Here is a 21217-nt window from a genome sequence, read left to right as displayed (position 1 = left end):
TTAACTAGCGTTGATGGCGTTTGCGGAACTCGGCAAGATCGCGGTTCCAGCCGCCGGGCACTTCCTCTTCCTTGAAGAAGATAAACGGATTGGTACGCGGCGCTTTCACCTGGCAGGGCATAGCCGGCACGTCAGTAACTTCCAGCAGCTTCTGGAAGGAGAGGCGCTTCATGGTTTCGCCCACGCGTTCGCGGTTTTTGCCTTCTTCCATCCACCAATCCCAGATTTTTTCAATGACTTCCTTGACGTCGTCATAGGGGGCTTCACAGGAGATGAAGGGAACAAGCAGCGAGCCCATCTGCGCGCCGTCCACCACAGGGGCCTTGGCGCCCACCAGGATGCTGGCGCCGCGCTCGTCGCCGATGTGCAGGGCCTGGGGCATGGTATTGATGCAGTGCATGCAGCGCACGCAGTCGGCGGTCTTGATGGAGAGCTTGGAACCGTCCCACTTCATGCAGTGGCTGGGGCAACGGTCAATGACTTCCTTCTGGAGGTCGAACTTGCCCCAGTCGCGCCCGGCGTGCGCACCCGCGTTGGGTTTGATTTCGCCGGCCACATAAGCCTTGACCTTTTCCTGGTCGATCTTGATGTCGTCCTTCCAAGTGCCCACCACGGCGAAGTCGGAACGGGCCATGGCGCAGACACAGCCGTTGGGGCAGCCGTCGAACTTGAACTTGAACTTGTAGGGGAAGGCCGGACGGTGCAGTTCGTCCTGGTAGTCCATGGTCAGCTGATAGCACATGTCCTGCGTGTTGTAGCAGGCGTATTCGCAACGGGACTGGCCGAGGCAGGCTTCAGGCGTACGCAGGTTGGAGCCGGAACCGCCGAGGTCCACATTCATCTTGTGGGTCAGCTCGTGGAAGACTTCTTCCAGCTGGGCGGTCTGGGTGCCCAGCAACACGATGTCGCCGGTGGAACCATGCATGTTGGTCAGGCCGGAACCGCGCAGATCCCAGATGTCGCACAGGTCGCGCAGGAACTTGGTATTGTAGTATTTGCCAGCAGGCTGGGCCACACGCATGGTGTGGAAGTGAGCCACGCCGGGGAACATCTCGGGCTGGTCGCAGTAACGGCCGATAACGCCGCCGCCGTAACCGAACACGCCCACGATGCCGCCGTGCTTCCAGTGGGTTTCCTTTTCGGCGTAGGAAAGTTCCAGCACGCCGAGCAGGTCTTCAGGGCAATCCACAGGGATCTGATAGTCAAGACCCTTGGGATTTTTGGCCCGCGCGGCCGCTTCCTGTTTGATGTCGGACACAAAGCTCGGCCAGGGGCCTGATTCGAGCTGATCCAACTGGGGGGTTGCATATTTCGCCATTGCCATACCTCCACATGGTTTGATTGTATCACGCCATCGCGTGACATGCCGTTCCGGTGCGCCAATCCCGGAGCATCGCAAAACGGACTTCTGCGCGTACGCCGATCCGCGGCGGGAATGCGTCCCGCCCCGGTGCCGCCGGCAACTTTTCAAGCCGCCGCGACGCCCGCTCCGCCACAGCGGAACGCCCCATAGGGATCAGGAACGAGCGGGCGAGCCAGAGCCTCGGCCCCTCGGGCCGCAACGCGGTCTATTGGTTGCATATCTTATTTTTCCCCTGATGACAACCGGCAGAGCCGAACATTGACCACATTTTCACAGCGGCGCGGCCGTTCTCCCGCCGGAGGACGCGCGCGGTCTTGGCAAAGACGGCGCTTTGGGCATAGAATATCCGCGCTTCACCATTCCATGTACAAGACAAAACCACAGCAAACAAACGGACAGCCATGAAAGACGAACGCGGCTTGTATTACCACCCCCAGGCCGGCAACAACCAGGCCAGGGTCTATGTGCGGCGGGGGCCGGACGGCGAAGTGGAATTCCGCCTCTGGCAGGCGGACCATCCCGAGATCTGGGAGCGCCATCCCTGGCTCAGCCTGGACGTGGTGCGCAACGCGGCCCGCCTGTACCGGACGGAACGCAACGAGGAGGCCGACCCCCTCAAGCTCTACGACCTGGCCGTGGCCAGAGCCCTGCTGCGGGAGGACGAAGCGTGAGCGAACGCTGGCTGCTGGCCAACAGAGCCTTTTTTGTGCGCGACCTGGTGCGCGACTACTGCATGGTCTTCCGGTTGTTGTCCGATCAGCGGCGGCGCTTTGAGCGCGACGGCACGGTATCCTACTCGGCCCTGCGCGACCTGCTGGGCGAGGCCATGCGCAAGGGCGTGTTCTGGCGGCTCAAGGACACGGCCCATCACCTGTTCCGCAATGCGACCCGCCCGGCTTCCGCAACGGTGGAAGGCCAGGGCATCGTGCTCTGGCAGTACGCGGCCAGCCCGCATCCCGACGGCATGGCCGTGCAGAGCCCGGTGGAGGCCCTCATCGACTGGTGCGTTGGTTACGCTTTTCACGAATGCGCCAAGCTCAAGGAAGACGCCTTCCAGGGGCAGCATTACGCCAACCGTCTGGCCCAGCTGGGCCGCCATCCTGCGGTGACCAACGAACTCTACGGCCCCCTGAGCGCCCTGGCCGCTCAGACCGCCGAAAGCTCGGCACGTGAACTGGAGCGCATCCTGCATGTGCTGTCGCACGGCCTCTTCCTGCTGACCCGCTATCTGACGGGGGAAGGCGACAACGGCCGCCTGGCCCGCTGGCTGGCCTGCGAGGAGCCGCTGGCACGCGAGGTCTTCGGGCAGTATTATCCGGATCTGCTCACGACCCTGTATGACGGCGAACCCGCGCGCCTCTATCTGCTGGCCGCACGGGATTTTCTGGAGTCCGGCCGGCAGGAGCCCGCCCAGGCCCTGTTGCGGCGCGCGCGGGAGCGGAATCTGCTCAACGCCGAAGGCCTGGAGCTGCTGCGCGGGCTGGAGGCCGGTTCCGCCGGGGAAGACGACGCGGCGCTGTGCGCCGCATGCGCCCAGAGCGGCGCGCTGCGCTGCATGGACGTCCCGGAGCCGGACGCGTGAACAGGGCCTTCCGCGCCCTGCGGGTCTGCCTGGCTCTCCTGCTCTGCGCGGTTCTGCTGAGCGGCTGCGGCTCGCGCTCCTGGCGCAAGGGCGGCGTGCCGGGCAGCAAACCCTATACCGTGCGCGGCAAGACCTATTATCCGCTCAAATCCGCCCACGGCTTTGTGGAAGTGGGCGTAGCCTCCTGGTACGGGCCGGGTTTCCACGGCAAAAAAACCGCCAATGGCGAGCGCTACAACCAGTACGCCATGACTGCGGCCCATAAAATCCTGCCTTTGGGCACCAAGGTGCGCGTCACCCACCTGGGCAACGGCCGCTCCATCATCGTGCGGGTCAATGACCGGGGCCCCTTTGTGGACGACAGGGTCATCGACCTCTCGCGCGGCGCGGCCACGCGTTTGAACATGATGGGCACGGGCACGGCCAGGGTGCGCATCCAGAGCCTGGGCGGCATTCCCCAGATGCGCGAGGACGGCGACATGTCCGGCCCCTTCTACGTGCAGGTGGGGGCCTTCGCCAACAAGGACAACGCCTACAAACTGATCGGCATCCTGACCCGGTCCGGGCACAAGGGCCGCCTGCAGTTCGGCAGCAACAACATGTGGAACGTGCAGGTGGGGCCGTGGCAGGATTCCAACGGCGCGCAGCAGATGCTGGAGATGTTCAGGGCGCTCTACCCCCATGCCTTTGTGGTGGGAGGGAGCTGAGGCGCGCAACGCGTCCGGCTATTCCTCCCACAGGGTGCGCAGCAGGGGGCTGGCGAAGAGATCCGCGGGCGTGACCACGGCCTCCTCCGGCGGGGGCATGTTTCCCCCGTAGCGGCGGAGCGCTTCCTTTGCCAGAGCGGGCCGGGACAGATTGAAATCCCGAAAATGCCGGGGCCGGCAGAGAGTGATGCCGGCGGCGCGCCGGTAAAGCTTCCAGACCAGTTCCGAACAATAAAGTTTCTCGTCGGACCAGCGGAACTGCCGGTCATAACCGCGACCCAGCATGTCCACGCCCGTACGCCGCATGCGCTCCAGAACGGCGGGCGTGAGAACGGCATCCGCGTTTTTGAGACGCTTGAGCGCATAGCGCCCGCCCGCGCCCCGCGCCGTCCAGACCGCCACAGGCGTGAGCTTCACCGGCTGAACCGCTTCCAGCACTTGTAGTTGCCCCTTGTGGCGCAGAACAATGCCGCAATGGGTCCAGGGCGAGTTGGTCAACAGACGGATGAGCGCGCTCTGGGACGAAGTGGAGGTATGAAAAAGGATATCCCCCTCCCGGATGACCGATGTCGCTCCGGACTCGCCTGAAAAAACCCCTGTGGGGAAAAACGGCGGGAGAAGCAGCGCCAGCAGCAGAAACGCCGACAATGGAAAAGAGAGGTGCGGGCGCGGCATATGACCTCCGTGGCAGCGCGCAACGCTGTATGATAAAGCCCGCCGTCAGGCGGGCTTTATCATTGTATGCCACAGCGCGGCGCGCTTACAGATTGGCCGCGTACCAGTCTCCGGCCAGGCGCAGGCCCTGGCGCACGTCGTAGCGCGGTTCATAGCCCAGCAGCTTTTCGGCCCGGCTGATGTCCGCCAGAGAATGGCGCACGTCGCCCGCGCGGAAATCGCGGTGCACGGCCTCGGCCGTGGCGGCGGCGGGCAGATGACGGACCACTTCCTCACGGATCAGCGCAAAGAGCTCGTTGAGCGTGGTGCGCTGGCCGAAGGCCACGTTGTAAATCTTGTCGCGGGCCTCGTCACGGGCGCAGCTGGCCAGCAGATTGGCCTGCACCACGTTGTCGATGTAGCAGAAGTCGCGGCTGGTTTCGCCGTCGCCGTTGACGTAGACGGTTTCCCCCTTGATCAGGCTGGCGAACCACTGCGGAATCACCGCCGCATACGCGCCGTAGGGGTCCTGACGCTGGCCGAAGACGTTGAAATAGCGCAGGCCGACGCTGGTGAAGCCGTAGCAGCGGGCGAAGACGTCGGCGTAGAGCTCGTCCACATACTTGGTCACCGCGTAGGGCGAAAGCGGACGGCCGATCTTGTCCTCCACCTTGGGCAGTTCCGGCGAGTCGCCGTAGGTGGAGGAGGAGGCGGCATACACAAAACTCTCCACTTTGGCGTCGCGCGCGGCCACCAGCATATTCAGGAAACCGTCGATATTGCAGCTGTTGGAAAGCAGGGGATCGTCGATGGAGCGCGGCACCGAACCCAGCGCCGCCTCGTGCAGCACGTGCTGCACGCCGTCGCAGGCCTTGCGGCAGGTGTCCAGATCGCGGATGTCGCCTTCAATAAAAGTAAAGCGCTTCCAGGCTTCCGTTCCCACCAGATCACGAACCATATCCAGATTTTTCTGATAACCGGTGAGAAAATTGTCCAGGCCGACCACGGTCTGGCCCATTTTCAGAAGATGCTCCAGCAGGTTGGAGCCGATAAAACCGGCCACGCCGGTCACCAGCCAGCGGGACGGGGCGGCGGTCATGGTTTCACACAAGGCGGCATACGCGCTCATGGTTATGTCCTGTTTTGCGGTCTAAATGTTGATGAATGGCGGCCCTACGGACCGCTTTCCTTGTACCGCGCGCGGCAAGACCTGTAAAGACGCCGCGCGGCGGCCCTCTTTTCAGGGCCGTGCGCAGGTGCTATAGGCAGGCCATGCGCCGCGTTCGCCTGACAACAGATCGCAGCCACAACGGAAGGGAGAAAGCAAGGCATGAAAATCATCGTCCTGGGCAACCAGGCCAGGGCATTGTCCAATTTCTGGAGCGTGCTGATCCGCCGGATGCGCCAGGGCGGCCATGGGGCGCTTTGCTGCGTGCCGCCCGGCGACCCCGAGGCCGACGCGGCCCTGGAGGCCCTGGGCGCGGCGGTGATCCATTACGAACTGGACCGCAAGGGGCTCAATCCCCTGCATGACGCGCGCACTTTCGCGCAGCTGCGGCAGATCTTCGCCATGGAAAAGCCCGATCTGCTCTTCGCCTCCACCATCAAGCCGGTCATTTACGGCTGCATGGCCGCGCGGCGCGCGCGCGTGCCGCACATCTACGCCACCATCACCGGCCTGGGCTACGCCTTCGAGGCTGACAGCCTGTTCAAGAAATGCGTCAACCGCCTGAGCGTCCTGCTTTATCGCAAGGCGCTCAAAAACGCGGAAGGCGTTTTTTTTCAGAATCAGGACGACATCCGCATCTTCCGCGAGTCGGGCATTCTGAAGTCCGGCGCGCGGGTGCTCACGGCGCGCGGCACGGGTGTGGACATCAGGCGTTTCGCCCTCGCGCCCCTGCCCAAGCTGCCGCCGTCCGGCCCCGTGATCTTTCTGCTGGTGGGCCGTCTGCTGGAAGCCAAGGGACTGCCGGAATACGCCGAGGCCGCGCGCCTGCTCAGGGCCCGCCACCCCAACGCGCGCTTTCAGCTTCTGGGCCCGCCGGAACAGGGGCTGGGCAGCGTGAGCCTTGACCGGATCAGAACCTGGGAGCATGAAAACGGCATCGAATACCTGGGCGAAACCAGAGACGTGCGGCCCTATGTGGCCGCAGCCCATGTGCTGGTGCTGCCCTCCTGGCGGGAAGGCACGCCCACGTCCATCATGGAGGGCATGAGTATGGGCCGGGCGGCGGTGGTCACGGATGTGCCCGGCTGCCGGGAGGTGGTGCGCGACGGGGTCAACGGACGCATGGTTCCGTTGCGCGACCCCGAGGCCCTGGCCGGGGCCATGGAAAGCTTCATCCTCGCGCCGGAGAGCATCGTCCGCATGGGCGCGGCCGGGCGTGAGCTGGCCGTCAGGGAATTCGACGCCGAAAAAGTGGCGGCCCGCATCCTGCGGGACATGCGCGTGCCCGCCGGGGCATAAAAGGAAGTGCAATGATCAGTACGTACCGCATGGCGCTCTTGCAGGTTCTGGACATTTTCTGTCTGCTGCTGGCGCTGACCGTCACCGGCGTGAGCACCATCGCGCCGGATTTGAGCGTGTTCCACGACTATACCGGCGCTTCGCTGTTTACGGTCTTTTTTTACATGCTCTTTTTCTACATTCTGGACGCCTACAGCGTGGGCCAGGAGGACTTCAAGGAAACCGCGGGCCGGGTGCTGGTGGCCTGCGTGCTGGGCATCATCTCCTCGGCCACGGCCTCCTATTCCTTCGACCACTGGCGTTTCGACCGCGAAACCCTGCTGATGCTCTTCGCCCTGTCCCTGGCCTTCAGCCTGGGCTGGCGCTGGCTCTATTACCGCAATGCGGACAGGCTGACCCATCCCCTGCGCATCCTGCTGGTGGGCGTGGACCGCGCGGGCAAGGTGCGTCAGTTGCTGGCCGAGGGTCTGCCGCAGGCCAAAATCATCGGCTATGTGGGCGAACGGGACCAGGGTCCGGACGCCGGTCCCTGCCTGGGACCGCCCTTCAAGGCCCTGGACGTGGCCCGCGAAAAAAAGGCCACCATGATTCTGCTGCTGCCCGACGCGCCCATTGACGACGACATTGCCCATGACCTGCTGGAAGCCAAGCTGCGCGGCAGCATGGTGGTGGACATCCGCAGTTTTTACGAGCACGTGGTGCAGCGCCTGCCCCTTTCGCAGATCAACGACGAATGGCTGTTGCAGACCGAGGGCTTTTCCCTGAACACGCGCGGCTCGCTGCGGCGGCTGAAGCGGGCCCTGGACGTGCTGATCTCCCTGGTGCTGCTGATTCCGGCCACGCCCGTCATGCTGCTGACCGCCCTGATCGTGCGCCTGGAATCGCCGGGCCCGGTGATCTACCGCCAGGACCGCGTGGGCCTGTACGAAAAGGAATTCACGGTCTACAAATTCCGCTCCATGCGCGCGGACGCGGAAAAGAACGGCGCGGTCTGGGCCAGCGCCCACGACAGCCGGGTAACCCGCTTCGGCAAGTTCATCCGCAAGGTGCGCATTGACGAGCTGCCCCAGATCTGGAACATCCTCAAGGGCGACATGAGCTTTATCGGCCCCCGGCCCGAGCGCATGGCCTTCGTGACGCAGCTCAAAAAGGACATCCCCTATTACAGCCTGCGCCATACGGTGAAGCCGGGCCTCACGGGCTGGGCCCAGGTCTGTTATCCCTACGGCGCGTCCGAGGAGGACGCCCGCCGCAAGCTGGAGTACGACCTCTACTACATCAAAAACATGTCCATTCTGCTGGACATTCACATTATTTTCAAAACCATCGGCGTGGTGCTCTTTCCCAAGGGGGCGCGGTAGGGAGTGCCGACACTACGTTCTTTTTCTCCCTGACAGCGTCAAACCTCGCCTTTTATTCCAGCTGAGTGCCATACATCTCTGCTGTCCTTGTCCGTAAGCGGCTTCGCTGCAACGACTGAGGCAAGAGAACAAAATTACTGTATGTCAAACTCCCAAAACAAAAAAGGCGGGCGGCATGGCGGCAAAAAGGACTTCCCCCCGGCGCAGGAAAACCATTGCCTCCGAATACAACCTCCTGGTCCGCAAGATCCCCATGCGGGACGGAGTCAGACTGCATACGCGCATTTATCTGCCGAGGGAAACCGGCAGGCACAATGTTATCCTCCAACGTACGCCCTATGACAAGGACAGCGTCCTGAAAGCGCCGGAAGAAAGCTATTTTCGCGCCGACGCCGTATTTATCCACCAGTCCTGCCGGGGCACCGGCATGAGCGACGGCGTTTTCTATCCCTGGCAAAACGAAGCCGACGACACCGAGGACACCATCCGCTGGATCGCCGGACAGAAGTGGTTTTCCGGCAGACTGACCCTGGACGGAGCCTCCTACGGCGGCTGGCTGCAATGGGGCGCGGCGGCCCGCGCGCCCGAGGCTCTGGTCGGCTTTACGCCCGCTTTCGCGCCCGCTGATCTGTATGCCGATGTCTATCCGGGCGGGGCGCTGCTGCTGCATCTCTATTCCGGCTGGGGCATGTCCATGCACTGCGCCGCCAATCTCTCCAACGAGCACATTCCCAATTGGGAACGGCTGCGGCTTGCGGAAAACCTGCCGTTGAAGGATATCGACCTTGCCGCAACGGGCGAAGCCGTGCCCTTCTGGCGGGACTGGATCGAAAATCCGCGCCGCAATGCCTACTGGGCGCAATTCGACGTGGACTGGACGCGCATCGCCGCACCCGCCTATATTGTGGGCGGCTGGTTCGACCACTACTGCAACGCCGCCCTGGAAAACTTCACTGCCATGCGGGAACGGGCGGGCGACCCACAGGCGCGCGCCTTCACCCGTTGCCTGATCGGCCCCTGGACGCACACCGGCCTGGCCAATCCCGAACTTTTCGGCAAGGAAACCACGCCCGAGGCTGTGGCGGCGGACCGCGCCCTGCGCTTCAAAGAAGGGCTGATGGAAAATCCCGCAGTCGACCCTCTGCCGGACGAAGCGCCCGTGACCTATTACATGCTCGGCGCAAAGAAATGGCGCACGGCGCAAACCTGGCCGCCGGAAAACAGCGCGGAGGAAAAATACTACCTGCACTCGTCCGGTTGCGCCAACTCAGTGCTGGGCAACGGTGACCTGAACCTGGCACCGCCCGCCGACGAGCAGTTCGACACCTGCATCTACAATCCCTTCCAGCCCGTGCCCACCACCGGCGGCGGCTTTCTGGGCGGCGGCAAAAACGGCTGCCTGGACCAGTCCGAGCTGGAGAAACGCCTTGACATCCTGGTGTTCACCAGCGCGCCTCTGGACAAAGACCTGGAGATCGCCGGACGCGTGCGCGTTGTCCTCTGGGCTTCATCCAGCGCGCCGGACACCGATTTCTGCGCCAAACTGGTGGACGTGGCCCCTGACGGCACGGCCCTGAACCTCTGCGACGGCATCATCCGCGCCCGCTTCCGAAATTCGGACAAGGTCGAGGAACTGCTGGAGGGCGGGGAAATCTGCCGTTACCTGATCGACTGCCGCCATACCGCCAATTGCTTCAGGGCCGGACATCGCCTGCGTCTGGAACTGAGCCACAGCAATTTCCCGCGCTTTGACCGCAATCCCAATACCGGCGCAAAATTCGGCGACAACGCACTCATGAATCTGGCCAAACAAGTCGTATACCACGACGCCGCGCGTCCCTCCCACCTGATTCTGCCCGTGCTGCGCCAGAGCCTGGCAACACTATAGAATTTTTGTTTGCCTGCAAGAAAGATACGCCTGCTTTGAGGAAGTGTACTCTTGCTTCAGCCGTTGCGGCGCAGGAGCTTTAGCCGCAGGCGGGCAAAAAGGCATGGCGCTGACACGCCCTAAAGCGGCTCAGCCCGCGTCAGACGTGACATACAAGGCCATGGCCAGCAGCATCAGCACGGACATGACCAGCCGCCGGAACCAGATCGCCCGGCTGACGCCGGGTTCCAGGTGGGTATGGCCCATACGCGCCATGGCCGCGCCCATGAGCACCGAAATGATGCCGCGCGAAGCCACGATAATGTTAATGAACACCACACTGACCATGGTCAGACTGTAAAAAAGCAGCAGCATGGCCCCGAACCAGGCGCAGGCATAGCCCAGGGAATCCCTGCACCGGGCCGGGGAACGCCGTACGAAGAACAGCGCGGGCAGCGAAACCAGACCAAGCAGCGCGTAACTCAGGGCCGCCGCTCCGATGGAGCGGGCCACAGCGTTGGGCCCTTCCACGACGCCGATCAAAAGCTTGATGAAGATATCCCCCGCCGAATAGAGCAACAGGGTCAACCCAAGCCAGAATGCGCCTTTCAGCCTGATGCGCAGTCCGGAAAAATTCATGCCCAGCGCGGCCAGTGTGCAGAGCAGCACCGCAACCCAGGCCTGGAAGCCCAAGTCTTCATGCCGCACGAACTGACAGAGCAGCGCGAGCACGATGATCTTCAGGCCGGTCAGGGAGGACAGGCGCGAGGCCTCTATTTCCGCAGCCGCCAGAAAAAAACAGACCTGCCCGGCGGCGGTGCTGAGCACAAGACCGGCCAGCAACCGTAAGTTGCCGGGAGTGGCGGGAAAATGAAAGTCATCGGCCACAAACAGAAAGACAAACGCGGCCATGAGCCCCATAAGCAATTGGGAATAGACGGCCAGGGCCACGGCGCTCTTGTGCCGGTGAATAAAAACCCTGGAGCAGACATAGGACGTGGACTGCATGACGGCCGTGGCCAGACCGGAAGCAATGCCGAATATCATGGTTACGCTCGTTGCTGAAGGTTTCCCATGCGCTTGGTTCCGCTGATTCTCCGCTATGCCGGATGCGCCCGAAAACTCCACAAAGCCCGATATCCGCGATCAGGGCCCCGCAAGCCCGGCGATGTCCAGACTCCGGAAAAAAGCGGCCGCCCCTTCCCGGTCCGGGGACAGGGAAAGGATTTTGCCCGCGAAGAAGAGAATATAGTGTTCAAAGGCGGGATCAGTGCCGAATGTTTCGGTGTAGCCGCGCCAGAGCCTGTCCAGCCAGGCCAGCAGGGCGGGCGCGCCGTGGCGGGCGCAATGCGCTTTCAGCGGGGCGTAGATCAGGCCCGCGTGCAGGGCGGCTTCCGTGGCCCCGGCATCTCCGGGGGCCAGCCCCAGACGGGGGAAGACATGCCCCAGCAGGGCTCGCGCATGCCATTGCGGCACAAAGGGACGGCGGAAATAGCGGTAGCGCAGCAGCACTTCCGGCAGATTGGCGGCGCGCCGCCGCGCGCCCAGCAGCAGATCCGCCCAGAAGGCGAAATCTTCGGCCCGCTCCAGGGTCGGATCAAAGCGCAGGCCGTGGGCGCGCAGAACCTCCAGCCGCAGCAGGCTGCAACCGTTGACCACGGCCGCGCCGAAGACCGTGGCGGCCCGGACGTCTTCCGGCGCGGCGGGAAAGCGCTCCAGCGCCGTGGACTGATGAAAGTATTGCAGCCAGCCGCCGCACACATCCACGTCGGGATGTGCTTCCAGAAAAGCCGCTTGTTTTTCCAGACGCCGGGGCACGGCGATGTCGTCGGCGTCCATCCAGGCCAGATACGCGCCGCGCGCCTGTTCCAGGGCCACATTGCGCGCCGCCGCCCTGCCCTGGTTGGTCCCCAGCCGGATCAAGCGGACGCGCGCGTCCGTACAGGCCTCAACGCGGCGGGCCGTGTCGTCCGTGGAGCCGTCGTCCACCACCAGCAGTTCGAAATCCCGGCAGGTCTGGCCCAAAATGGAATCCACGGCCTCGTTGATATACGGTGCGGCGTTGTGGGCGGGCATGGCGACAGTGATCTTGGGCATATGGCGGCTCCCCGCGCGGCATGGATTCAGCGGCGCGCCCGCTCATACAGCGCGGCAATGGCTTCCCGGTCCGTGCCGTACAGCATTTCCGCGCGCTCAAGCATGGGCGGACGCCGCATGCCTGGCGAAGCCTGACGGATCAGTTCCGCCAGACGGGCAAAGACATTGGTGCGGCGCAGGCACCAGGCGCGGCAGCGGGCCAGATCCTCTTGCCGCTCTTCCCAAAGGTTGCCGCGCAGACAACGCGCAATGCGCTCCATATTGCCCGTCTCATCCTCCGGGTCAAGCGCCAGGAAACCGCCCGTAGCGCCTCCTGTGCTCCCGCAGACCGCCGCCAGATTGGGCGCGCCCAGATAAAGCGGAAACGTCCAGCCTATCCAGGCATCAGCCAGCTTCTCCGTCCAGAAGTTGTCGAGATAATTGTTTTCCAGCACAAGGTGGTATTTGTAGGGGGCTATGGCTTCAGCCTTGTCGGACACGGGCCGGAAACCCCGTCCGAAGACGTCCAGATCGTCCCCCAGCGCCTCTTTCAGGCGCTGCACAAAGCGGATGCGCTGACGCTGCGCTTCCGTGGCCGTCTTGCTGGAGCAGATGACCGAAAGTTTTTTGCGCTTGGCCGGCACGGGCAGATTTTCAATATCGTCGAGGCGGGTGAGCGCGGGGGAGACGGGAACGGCGCCGTCCGTGACGACCCCGTACTGCCAGTTCAGGCAGGGGTTTTCCAGATGCAGCGCGCGGGGCTCCACGCCCCGGAAAGGATAGGGGGAAATGACAGTACCGAACTGTTCAAGATAAGAGCGCGGATAGCGCTTGATTTCCGGCGGCTCGGTGACAAAGAGGACACGCCGCTCACGCGGCGCGCGGGTGAGCGTGCCCGGCGGAGGCTCGTCGAAAACCGCCAGCCAGGAAGCGCGGCAGTCCTTGTCCGCCAGGACAAAACGCGTGTCTTCCCCCTGGCCCATGCCGCCGCAACCATCGCCGGTCTGGCGCAACTAGGGCCAGGCCGCGTGTATGGTGCAAAAAAAGCAATCCATGGCCTGCGCTTCCTATATCAGGAAAAGCGGATCGACAAATTCAACGCAAAAAGGCCGGAGAGGCCACAGATCACTCCTGTCCGCAATCAGACGGCGCTATGCCGTCCGTCCCCGCCAGCGTCCGGACGTCTGCACCAGCCCGTCCCGCCGCAGCAGGCAGCAGGCGCAGCCGGGCAGGCTGTCGGCCAGGCTCAGGGCCTCGCGCGGGGGCATCACAGACAGGGCCGTGGCCAGCGCGTCGGCCGTGAGCCCGTCAGGCGCGGTCACGGTCACGCTGGCCAGAGCCGGACTCTGGCCGGTGGCCGGGCTGACCAGATGGCTGTGCGTCTGTGCGGCGTCGTAAAAAATCTCGTAGCCGCCGGACGTGGCAATGGCCCCGCCCGAGGGCAGTTCCACAACCTGGGGATAGCGGCCCCGCTTTTGCGGGTCTTCCACGGCCACACGCCAGGGCGCGCCCGGCGCTTTGCGGCCGCGCGCCACCATGTCGCCCCCGGCATTGACCAGATGGTCCGGGCAACCGGCGGCGGCCAGTTCGCGCGACATACACTCGGCAATATGCCCCTTGGCGATGCCGTCCAAGGTCAGGCCCATACCGGAACGCGCGAAGCGCAGGCTGCCGCCTCCCACGTCCAGATGTTCCGCGCCCACCAGTTCCAGGGCCTCGCGCAACTCGCTTTCGGCCAGATGCAGGCTTCCTGTCGGGTTGCGGCGCTCGTCCAGCAGACGCAGCAGGGGCAGCACGGTCACGTCAAACGCGCCGCCGGTCAGGTCGCTCACGCGCCGGGCGTGATCCAGCAAGGCCGTCAGCTCCGGCGGGGCGTCCGCCAGCACACCGCGCGCGTTGAGCGCGCCCACCGGCGAGGCCGCGTCAAAACGGGTGAAGACGTCCGCCAGCTCGCGGCCCCGGGCAAAGGCACGCTCCAGGGCGACTTCGGCCCGGTCCGCGTCAGGGTCGACCACGCTGACCGTGACTACGGTGCCCATGAACAAACGTGTCTGTTGCAGCGGTTCGGCGGTTGAAGCGGCCTTGACGGCCAGGGGCAGCAGAGCGGGCGTCAGGGAGGCGGCGGTGAGAACCCCGCCGCTCAGCAGCGCGGCACGCAGAAAATGACGACGGCTGTGATTCAACGGCATGCTGCTTCCTCTCAGGCTTGGGGTTGGGGCTGGGATTGTTCCTGACCGGCGGGCGCGGACGGCGTCGCGGCCGTGTCCTCGGCATCCGCAGCGGGCCGGAGCGCGATGGCCTTCCGGGTGGAGCGCAAAATATGCCGCGGACAACCGCTCACGCAGACTTCTTCGCAGACAGGTCCGTAGGAGAGGCACTGGAGCTGATCAATGACAATGCGGTTGTCCTCCAGGCGCACAGCCTTGGCCGGACAGGCCTTGATGCACTTCCCGCATTTGATGCAGCCCACGTCACAGACGTCCATGACCGCGCGCAGCTTGTCCCTGGTGTTGCAGTAGACCGCCACACGGCCCCGCTGGGGCGTCAGTTCCAGTATGCCGCGCGGACAGGCGGACACGCAGACGCCGCAGCCCGTGCATTTGCCGCGATCCACGCGCACCAGGCCGTCACGCACTTCCATGGCCCCGAAGGGGCAGGCCTGCACGCAGTCGCCGAAACCCAGGCAGGAGTACACGCAGACGTCCGTGCCGCCGCGCATCAGGGCCGCCGCCGCGCAGGAAGGCATGCCCTGGTACTGGTAGCGCGGGGCCACCTTTCCGGCCAGCTTGTCGCAACGCCGCAAGGCGTAGAGAGGTTCGGCCTCGGCCACGGTCTTGCCGGTAAGCTCGCCCACGGCGATGCTGGTGGCGGCGCCTCCGGCACAGCATTTATTGGCCGGAACCGAGGGATCATTGACCACCGCCGTGGCGTAGCCTTCACAGCCCGCAAAGCCGCAACCGCCGCAATTGGCCCCGGGCAGAGCCTCCACCACGGCCTCCACTCTGGGGTCCTCTTTGACGTAAAAGACACGCGACGCCACGGCCAGAATGATCGAAGCCGTGAGCCCTAGGGCGAACAGGGTCAGAATGGAGACAAAGACCATAACGGCAACCTCGGCTAACGTAACAATAACGCGACTAACTTCTCACTATCAGATACGACTTTTCTTTTACTTCGCAATGCCGCCCACAACGTCCCGCGGCGCGACGCCTGACGCCGCCGGGGACCAAAAGACGCCTCTTCTCAATGGCCCATGCCCTTGAAGCCCATGAACGCCAGCGACATCAGCCCGGCCATGACCAGGGCGATGGGCGTGCCCGCCATGGACTTGGGCAGGCGGCAGGTGTCCAGCCGCTCGCGGATGCCGGCCATGAGCAGCAGGGCCAGGGTAAAGCCCACGCTGTAGGCCGCGCCCCAGATCATGGATTCCAGCAGGCCGAAGCCCTCGCGCTGCACCAGGATGGCCACGCCCATGACCGCGCAGTTGGTGGTGATCAGCGGCAGAAAAATGCCCAGAGCCGCGTAGAGCGGCGGCACGGCCTTTTTCAGGAACATCTCCACGAACTGCACCAGAGCGGCGATGACCACGATGAAGACAATGGTCTGCAGATAGCCGAGATTATAAGGGGCCAGCACATAGCGCTGCATGAGCCAGGTGCAGCAGGTGGCCACGATGATAACGAAAATCACGGCCCCGCCCATGCCCAGGGCCACGCCTTTTTCCTTGGAGCAGCCCAGATAGGGACAGTTGCCCAGATACTGCGCCAGCACAATGTTGTTGACGAAGATGGCGGAGATAAAGATCGCGAAAATTTCCATGCGCCGCTCCTTTCACACGTCCGTGGGGGCCGGGGTCTAAGCCTCGCGGCTCATATTGCAGGCCTGGCATGCACCGCAGCCCTCTGTCAGGGGCTGGGGTTCGCGGCCCTTGCGCCGGGCCTGCCAGAAGTTGATCAGATTCATGGCCGCCAGGATCAGGCCCAGGCAGATGAACGCGCCCGGCGCTTTGACCATGATCCGAAAAGGTTCGAAGCCGTCCCACATGACGGCATGGCCGAACCATGTCCCGTTGCCCCAGATTTCCCGCAACGAGCCCAGAAACGTCAGGGACAAGGTGTAGCCGATGCCGATGCCCAGGCCGTCGGCCACCGAGGCGGCCACGCCGTTTTTGGCGGCAAAGGCCTCGGCCCGGCCCAGAATGATGCAGTTGACCACAATGAGCGGCACAAAGATGCCCAGTTGCTGATAAAGCGGATAGGCGTAGGCCTGCATGAGCAGTTCCACGGCCACCACCAGCGAGGCCGCGATGACGATGAAGCAGGCGATGCGCACTTTCTTGGGGATGATGGTGCGCACCATGGAAATCAGCATATTGGAGAGCACCAGCACAAAAATAACCGCCAGGCCCATGCCCAGGCCGTTGTCCGCTGAATTGGTCACGGCCAGGGTGGGGCAGAGTCCCAGCACCAGACGGAAAGGCGGCAGCTCTTTCCAGAGCCCCTTGGTGAATTCCTGCATGACAGTCATGGCTGCCTCCTTACGGCAAAATCAGCGCGCCGCGCGCGGCGCTCCCGGTCCGGCGCGGGACGCCCTATTTGGACCAGGCCTTGAGAATTTCCGGCTTGAGCAGGCTGTAGACTTGGGCCGCCTTGTTCACGGCCGCCACCACGCCGCCGGAGGAAATGCTGGCCCCGGAAACGGCGTCGATGCCGCCGCCCTGCGCCGTGAGAGCCACAGGAGCGCGCGCGCCGCTGAACTGACCGGCAAAGGCCTGTTCCGTCACGCGCATGCCCAGGCCTGGCGTTTCCTTGAGCGTGGTGATGCCGATGCCCTCCAGGCTGTCGTTGCCCACGTTAAAGCCCACCATGACCCCGATCTCGCCGCCGTAGCCCTTGCCCTGCTCTTCCAGGGCCACGCCCACCAGCCTGCCGTCGCGCAAGGCCGGAAAGACCATGACCGAGCCGTGCTCCAGCGGGAATTTGCGGCGGTCCGCAATGGGCGAATTCTGGGCATGGGTGAACACTCGCGCCAGAGCCGGGCCCTGCACGTAGGTGAGCACCTGTTCCTCAATGCGCGGCGCCGTGACCATTTTGAGATAGGACAGGGCAAAGCCCGACAGTCCGCAGAGCACCGACAGCACCACCACCATTCGCAACATGCCGATCATGACTAACGCGCTCCAAAAGGTTTGGGACGGATCAGATCCAGGAAGGGGGTCAGCAGATTGACCAGAAGGATGGCAAAGGGAGTGCCGTCCACATAGACGCCGTATTTACGGATGACTATGGTCAGCGCGCCGCCCAGCAGACCGTAAATGAACATGGGCAGCGGCCGGGCCGGGGCGTTGGCCGATTCCGTGGCCAGAAAGAAGCCGCCCAGCATCACCGACCCCGTGCAGAGATGGAAGAAGGGCGAGGCGTTCAGGGCCGGGTCCAGCATGTAGTAAAGGGCCGCCGGACCGGCCACGCCCAGGAAAAAGCCCAGCGAAATCTGCCAGCGGATAATCCCGCGCGCGGCCAGAAAAGAACCGCCCAGGAAAAGCGCGCCCACCTGGCCCGCGCCCAGTCCGTTGATCTGTCCGCCCAGCAGCAGGTCCGTGAAGGGAATGGCGTCGGCTGCGGCCGCGCCGAAATATTTGAGCCGGATCAGCGGGTCCATGTAGTCCGTGGCCAGCTGCATGGCGTTGGGGTCCATGAACAGGGGGAAGGAGACGAAGAGCACGGCCCACCCCACCAGAGGCGTGTTCACCGGATTGGCCCCCAGTCCGCCGAAGGCCATCTTGCCCAGGGTCATGGCGATGAACGCGCCCAGCATCACCAGCCACCAGGGTGCGGCGGCGGGCAGCAGAAATGCCAGCAGCAGGCCGGAATTGACCGCCGTGAAATCGTCCACCGAAAGCTCGCGGCCCATGGCTTTCTGGCAGAGGGCCTCGGTGAGCACGGCGGTGGCCACGCACAGGGCCATGACCCGCGCGGCGGGCAGGCCCCAGTTCCAGACGGCCATGATGACCGCCGGGGCGAGACCGGCCAGCATGTAAAAACTGGTCTGGCGGATGGTGCGCCCGCAGTGCCAGTAGGGCGGGGCGCTCATGGCCAGAAGCACGGACGTGGCGGCTGCGGACATCATTCACCTCCCTGTTTGGCGGCGGTTGCGGCCTCGGGAACCGCCGCGCCCTCGGCGGGCACGGGACGCAGCTCCTGAAGTTTCGCGGCCGCGTCGGCCTGGGCCAGTTTATGCTTGGACAGGCGGATGTATTGCAGCACGGGCCGCCGGGCGATGCAGACATAACCGCACAGGCCGCACTCCAGGCAACATTCGATGTGCTCGGCGCGGTTGCGCTCATGCAGGGCGAATTCGGCGTAGCGGCTGAGAAAGCTGGGGCTCAGACGGGCCGGGCAGATCAGCACGCAGGCTCCGCAGTTGATGCAGGGACTGTGCCCCTGCATGGGCGGGATGGTGCCCGCCTCCACCACAAACACGCCGGTGGAGCCCTTGGTCACGCTGCGGTCCAGCCTGTCCAGGCTCTCGCCGCGCAACGGGCCGCCGCGCACCAGGGTGTCACCGTTTTTCAGCTCGATGTTGGCGAAGTGCAGCAGCTCGCCGATGGTGCTGCCCTCTTTGACGATGTAATTGCCCGAGTGTTCGAAACTGCCGATGGTCAGCACGGTTTCGATGAGCGGCAGACCGGTGCGGGCCACCCGGCCCAGGCTCCAGACGTTGTGCAGCCCGACGATGCCCACGCCCTCGGGATTTTCCTTGCCCGTGACGGCCTTGACGACCAGAGCGTTGACGCTGGCCGGATACTGGGAGGGCACATGGGCCACCTCAATATCATGGTAGTGCAGGCGCATTTCCTTGGGCACGGCCAGCAGTATCTTTTCCGCCGGGGAAAGGCGGCGCAGCACTTCCAGACCGGCCTTGAGATTGTCCAGATGGGTGAGCAGCATGGGCTCGGCCCAGGTCACGCCGGGGTCCGGATTCAGGCCGTTGATGATCAGCGTCTTGCAGTCCTGGCCCAGAGAGCGGGTGTTCAGACCCAGTCCCTTGAGAATTTTGCCCAGCTCCGCCCCGCGTTCCGGCAGGGCCAGCAGGTCCACCTTGTCCTTTTCCACAGCTTCCGCGGCCAGACGCTGCTCTTCGTTGGGCTCCACGGCTTCCACAAAGATGCTGCGCTCGTTGATCTCCGAAATGCGGCCGAAGATGGGCGAAAAGGCGTCTCCCTTGAGCGGCGAGGGATGCACCGCCAGGCGCATGCGCGGGTGGACCAGGGTTTTCTTGGTCACCCCCTCCACCAACTTGAAGCCCTCACGGTTCAGGCGCACCAGTTGCGGCTCCGGCCCGGTGCTGAAGCGCTGCGTCACCCCGTACAGCAGATGGAAACGGGGATCGTTCAACATCTGAAATAACTCTTTCATCCCCGCCTCACTTGCTGGTATGGCACTGCGCGCACTGTTCCTTGCCGTAGGGGCCCTTCTTCAGCTTTTCATGGCAGCCCATGCACAGTTTGTGGTAGGCGTCCATGCGGCCGGGAATGAGCTTTTCCGCGGGCAGACCGTGGCAGACGGCGCAATTGGTGAACATGGGATTGAGCTTGACCAGGCCTTCCTTGGGCAGAATGTCGCGCACGGCCGTCTGGCTGTGGCACTGGGCGCAGCCCTTGGCCTTGGCCGCGAACATCTCCTCGTGGCAGGTCACGCAACGGGCGTGCACGGCGTCGGCCAGATTGGGCGGCGTGCCCTCTTCAGCCTTCTTGCCCGTGGGCGCGCCGGAATCGTGGCAGTCCGCGCAATTCTGCGGTTCAGCTTCGATCTCGGTATTTTTGTGGTGACATTCGCGGCAGTCCACCCCGTATTCTTCCTGATGCCTCTTGTGCCCCCACTTCTTGGCCGCAAGCTCATAATGGTGGCAGGTGGCGCAGGATGCGTTGTCGTTGAAGGCCGCCATGTGGTTTTTCCTGAAGGCCGCATCGAACGCCGCGCCGTGACAGGATTCGCAACGCTGCACGTTCTCGCGCCTGACCGGACTTTCGTGGTGGCATTTCTCACAGGGGATCTTCTGCTGGAAGGCGTGCTCCGCGTGCTGGAGGACCACCGGGCCGCCGGCGTTGTCCAGCAGGACGCGCTGGGGCACGGCTTCGTGAGGCAAGGGCAGCACATATCCCACCACGGCCAGGACCGCCAGAATGACTGTCAACAACGCTATAGGAAAGTAACGCTTTTGCAACGCTGCACCCCTTACAGTAATAAAACCGCGACAATCCCCCGCCGCAGGCAAGGGAACAGCGCCCGGGCCGGGCTCCTCTGCCTGACGTCATAATCCATTGCCGACGGCGATTTTCGTCCGCGCGTGAATGGTGAGGACCGACAGGGAGCGTTTTCTCTATTGCGACGCTACAGTGAAACCCTATTTGAGGTGAGACTCCTTTGAATATCATAGTAAATTTTTTTCCTTTTGGGAAGGCATGTTACGAATATTCTTGCTGCTCCATTTTTCACGAGCCGTGTCCAATGAAAGAAAATCCGCATTATTGGCCGCGTTACAAATTGTTTGTTCAGCCAATGAACATAAGAAAAAAACCTCCGCACAGAGGCTGGAGGCACGAAAAGAGGGAGAAAATTTCCGGCCGCACGCCTGGGCGGCTCAGCCCCGGCGCGCGTTTTCATCGGGTTCGTAGACGGCAAACGTTGCCCGTCCCCGCTGCTTGGCTTTGTAAAGAGCCTGGTCCGCAGCCTGCAGCGCTTCTTCAAAACTCAGAAAGCCCTCAAGCGGATACGGGCAGATGCCGATGCTTGTGCTGTAAACGTACTCCTTGCCATTGCCTTCCACGCTGCCCCGCTGTGTTTTGCTCAGTTCACAGGCAAACGCCTCAATGTCGGCGTCGTCCCGCACAGGCGCGAAGAGCACGAATTCATCCCCGCCGTAGCGGCAGGCCAGAGCGTTCCGCTTGTCCGCAAATTCCCTGAGCTTGTCCGCGAACTCCCGCAGGGCCATATCCCCGGCGTCATGCCCTAGGTGTAATGTTCCAATAGGTTGTTCACCCTGCCTCAAGCCGGTAAAGCTGGAGTTGACAGACAACAGTAAACCGAGCCGAGGACAGGGTGAACAGCCATAAGAATGCCAAATTGACTGCACGCGGTCGA

At 63.6% G+C, this 21217-nt stretch carries 21 protein-coding genes; 6 read left to right on the top strand and 15 right to left on the bottom strand.

Features of this window, described 5'->3' with window-relative positions; genetic code table 11:
- Window positions 1-4: 4 nt before the first annotated feature.
- Window positions 5-1318, bottom strand: a complete 1314-nt coding sequence (dsrA, locus tag FYJ44_RS12535; RefSeq protein WP_154512663.1) for a dissimilatory-type sulfite reductase subunit alpha — start codon at window positions 1316-1318, stop codon at window positions 5-7.
- 446 nt (window positions 1319-1764) lie between these two features.
- On the opposite strand from dsrA, the gene FYJ44_RS12530 reads away from it, so the two are divergent.
- The 3 genes from FYJ44_RS12530 to FYJ44_RS12520 are packed head-to-tail and all read left to right on the top strand — an operon-like array spanning window position 1765 to window position 3652.
- Window positions 1765-2034 carry a hypothetical protein gene (locus FYJ44_RS12530; protein WP_154512661.1) on the top strand — a complete coding sequence of 90 codons (270 nt, stop codon included), beginning with the start codon at window positions 1765-1767 and terminating at the stop codon, window positions 2032-2034.
- Window positions 2031-2945, top strand: coding sequence for a hypothetical protein (locus FYJ44_RS12525; RefSeq protein WP_287703551.1), 915 nt, complete (start codon window positions 2031-2033; stop codon window positions 2943-2945). The genes FYJ44_RS12530 and FYJ44_RS12525 overlap by 4 nt, the downstream gene beginning before the upstream one ends.
- Entirely contained in the window at window positions 2942-3652 is a 711-nt protein-coding gene (locus tag FYJ44_RS12520; RefSeq protein ID WP_287703550.1) for a septal ring lytic transglycosylase RlpA family protein, read from the top strand. Before FYJ44_RS12525 ends, FYJ44_RS12520 begins: the two co-directional genes overlap by 4 nt.
- Window positions 3653-3670: 18 nt before the next feature.
- Here the strand turns inward: FYJ44_RS12520 and FYJ44_RS12515 are convergent, their stop codons facing one another.
- Complete coding sequence (locus FYJ44_RS12515) at window positions 3671-4327, bottom strand: YiiX/YebB-like N1pC/P60 family cysteine hydrolase (RefSeq protein WP_154512657.1); 657 nt, start codon at window positions 4325-4327, stop codon at window positions 3671-3673.
- Window positions 4328-4412: 85 nt separating this feature from the next.
- Window positions 4413-5435 (bottom strand): NAD-dependent epimerase/dehydratase family protein, encoded by a 1023-nt coding sequence (locus FYJ44_RS12510; protein WP_154512655.1) that lies wholly within the window; start codon window positions 5433-5435, stop codon window positions 4413-4415.
- Window positions 5436-5636: 201 nt separating this feature from the next.
- On the opposite strand from FYJ44_RS12510, the gene FYJ44_RS12505 reads away from it, so the two are divergent.
- The 3 genes from FYJ44_RS12505 to FYJ44_RS12495 all read left to right on the top strand — a co-directional run bounded on the left by FYJ44_RS12505 (window position 5637) and on the right by FYJ44_RS12495 (window position 10022).
- The gene (locus FYJ44_RS12505) at window positions 5637-6773 is read left to right on the top strand and encodes a glycosyltransferase family 4 protein (protein ID WP_154512653.1); all 1137 of its coding nucleotides are present in this window, start codon (window positions 5637-5639) and stop codon (window positions 6771-6773) included.
- An 11-nt stretch (window positions 6774-6784) separates the two neighbouring features.
- Entirely contained in the window at window positions 6785-8134 is a 1350-nt protein-coding gene (locus tag FYJ44_RS12500; protein ID WP_154512651.1) for a sugar transferase, read from the top strand.
- Window positions 8135-8309: 175 nt separating this feature from the next.
- Window positions 8310-10022: a CocE/NonD family hydrolase gene (locus tag FYJ44_RS12495; protein WP_154512649.1), complete on the top strand. Its 1713-nt coding sequence runs from the start codon at window positions 8310-8312 to the stop codon at window positions 10020-10022.
- A 129-nt stretch (window positions 10023-10151) separates the two neighbouring features.
- On the opposite strand, the gene FYJ44_RS12490 is transcribed toward FYJ44_RS12495, so the two are convergent.
- The 12 genes from FYJ44_RS12490 to FYJ44_RS12435 form a co-directional block, all read right to left on the bottom strand.
- A complete protein-coding gene (locus tag FYJ44_RS12490; protein ID WP_154512647.1) occupies window positions 10152-11048 on the bottom strand; it encodes an EamA family transporter in 897 nt (298 codons plus the stop codon).
- Between the two features lie 99 nt (window positions 11049-11147).
- A complete protein-coding gene (locus tag FYJ44_RS12485; RefSeq protein ID WP_154512645.1) occupies window positions 11148-12098 on the bottom strand; it encodes a glycosyltransferase family 2 protein in 951 nt (316 codons plus the stop codon).
- Window positions 12099-12124: 26 nt separating this feature from the next.
- Complete coding sequence (locus FYJ44_RS12480; RefSeq protein WP_229772698.1) at window positions 12125-13060, bottom strand: glycosyltransferase family 10 domain-containing protein; 936 nt, start codon at window positions 13058-13060, stop codon at window positions 12125-12127.
- A gap of 168 nt (window positions 13061-13228) precedes the next feature.
- Complete coding sequence (locus FYJ44_RS12475; RefSeq protein ID WP_154512643.1) at window positions 13229-14266, bottom strand: FAD:protein FMN transferase; 1038 nt, start codon at window positions 14264-14266, stop codon at window positions 13229-13231.
- 11 nt (window positions 14267-14277) lie between these two features.
- A complete protein-coding gene (gene rnfB, locus FYJ44_RS12470; RefSeq protein ID WP_154512641.1) occupies window positions 14278-15180 on the bottom strand; it encodes an RnfABCDGE type electron transport complex subunit B in 903 nt (300 codons plus the stop codon).
- Between the two features lie 140 nt (window positions 15181-15320).
- Entirely contained in the window at window positions 15321-15896 is a 576-nt protein-coding gene (locus FYJ44_RS12465; RefSeq protein ID WP_154512639.1) for an electron transport complex protein RnfA, read from the bottom strand.
- 36 nt (window positions 15897-15932) lie between these two features.
- The gene (rsxE, locus tag FYJ44_RS12460) at window positions 15933-16604 is read right to left on the bottom strand and encodes an electron transport complex subunit RsxE (protein WP_154512637.1); all 672 of its coding nucleotides are present in this window, start codon (window positions 16602-16604) and stop codon (window positions 15933-15935) included.
- A gap of 64 nt (window positions 16605-16668) precedes the next feature.
- Window positions 16669-17244 (bottom strand): RnfABCDGE type electron transport complex subunit G, encoded by a 576-nt coding sequence (gene rnfG, locus FYJ44_RS12455; protein ID WP_154512635.1) that lies wholly within the window; start codon window positions 17242-17244, stop codon window positions 16669-16671.
- 2 nt (window positions 17245-17246) lie between these two features.
- Window positions 17247-18203: an RnfABCDGE type electron transport complex subunit D gene (locus tag FYJ44_RS12450; protein ID WP_154512633.1), complete on the bottom strand. Its 957-nt coding sequence runs from the start codon at window positions 18201-18203 to the stop codon at window positions 17247-17249.
- Window positions 18200-19492, bottom strand: a complete 1293-nt coding sequence (locus FYJ44_RS12445) for an electron transporter RnfC (protein WP_154512631.1) — start codon at window positions 19490-19492, stop codon at window positions 18200-18202. The genes FYJ44_RS12450 and FYJ44_RS12445 overlap by 4 nt, the downstream gene beginning before the upstream one ends.
- A gap of 7 nt (window positions 19493-19499) precedes the next feature.
- Complete coding sequence (locus tag FYJ44_RS12440; protein WP_229772697.1) at window positions 19500-20270, bottom strand: cytochrome c3 family protein; 771 nt, start codon at window positions 20268-20270, stop codon at window positions 19500-19502.
- Window positions 20271-20717: 447 nt separating this feature from the next.
- Window positions 20718-21209 carry a GGDEF domain-containing protein gene (locus FYJ44_RS12435; RefSeq protein ID WP_326833688.1) on the bottom strand — a complete coding sequence of 164 codons (492 nt, stop codon included), beginning with the start codon at window positions 21207-21209 and terminating at the stop codon, window positions 20718-20720.
- Window positions 21210-21217: the final 8 nt, after the last annotated feature.

The organism is Desulfovibrio porci (assembly GCF_009696265.1).
Classification (GTDB): domain Bacteria; phylum Desulfobacterota; class Desulfovibrionia; order Desulfovibrionales; family Desulfovibrionaceae; genus Desulfovibrio; species Desulfovibrio porci.
This window is presented reverse-complemented; position numbering and strand designations above follow the sequence as displayed.

Excerpts from the sequence above, each read along its gene's own strand:
- dsrA (WP_154512663.1), bottom strand. The coding sequence starts at position 1,318 with ATGGCGAAATATGCAACCCCCCAGTTGGATCAGCTCGAATCAGGCCCC.
- FYJ44_RS12500 (WP_154512651.1), top strand. The coding sequence starts at position 6,785 with ATGATCAGTACGTACCGCATGGCGCTCTTGCAGGTTCTGGACATTTTC.
- FYJ44_RS12530 (WP_154512661.1), top strand. The coding sequence starts at position 1,765 with ATGAAAGACGAACGCGGCTTGTATTACCACCCCCAGGCCGGCAACAAC.
- rnfB (WP_154512641.1), bottom strand. The coding sequence starts at position 15,180 with ATGGTCTTTGTCTCCATTCTGACCCTGTTCGCCCTAGGGCTCACGGCT.
- FYJ44_RS12450 (WP_154512633.1), bottom strand. The coding sequence starts at position 18,203 with ATGATGTCCGCAGCCGCCACGTCCGTGCTTCTGGCCATGAGCGCCCCG.
- FYJ44_RS12495 (WP_154512649.1), top strand. The coding sequence starts at position 8,310 with ATGGCGGCAAAAAGGACTTCCCCCCGGCGCAGGAAAACCATTGCCTCC.
- rnfG (WP_154512635.1), bottom strand. The coding sequence starts at position 17,244 with ATGATCGGCATGTTGCGAATGGTGGTGGTGCTGTCGGTGCTCTGCGGA.
- FYJ44_RS12515 (WP_154512657.1), bottom strand. The coding sequence starts at position 4,327 with ATGCCGCGCCCGCACCTCTCTTTTCCATTGTCGGCGTTTCTGCTGCTG.
- FYJ44_RS12490 (WP_154512647.1), bottom strand. The coding sequence starts at position 11,048 with ATGATATTCGGCATTGCTTCCGGTCTGGCCACGGCCGTCATGCAGTCC.
- rsxE (WP_154512637.1), bottom strand. The coding sequence starts at position 16,604 with ATGACTGTCATGCAGGAATTCACCAAGGGGCTCTGGAAAGAGCTGCCG.
- FYJ44_RS12465 (WP_154512639.1), bottom strand. The coding sequence starts at position 15,896 with ATGGAAATTTTCGCGATCTTTATCTCCGCCATCTTCGTCAACAACATT.
- FYJ44_RS12485 (WP_154512645.1), bottom strand. The coding sequence starts at position 12,098 with ATGCCCAAGATCACTGTCGCCATGCCCGCCCACAACGCCGCACCGTAT.
- FYJ44_RS12445 (WP_154512631.1), bottom strand. The coding sequence starts at position 19,492 with ATGAAAGAGTTATTTCAGATGTTGAACGATCCCCGTTTCCATCTGCTG.
- FYJ44_RS12480 (WP_229772698.1), bottom strand. The coding sequence starts at position 13,060 with ATGGGCCAGGGGGAAGACACGCGTTTTGTCCTGGCGGACAAGGACTGC.
- FYJ44_RS12505 (WP_154512653.1), top strand. The coding sequence starts at position 5,637 with ATGAAAATCATCGTCCTGGGCAACCAGGCCAGGGCATTGTCCAATTTC.
- FYJ44_RS12510 (WP_154512655.1), bottom strand. The coding sequence starts at position 5,435 with ATGAGCGCGTATGCCGCCTTGTGTGAAACCATGACCGCCGCCCCGTCC.
- FYJ44_RS12475 (WP_154512643.1), bottom strand. The coding sequence starts at position 14,266 with ATGCCGTTGAATCACAGCCGTCGTCATTTTCTGCGTGCCGCGCTGCTG.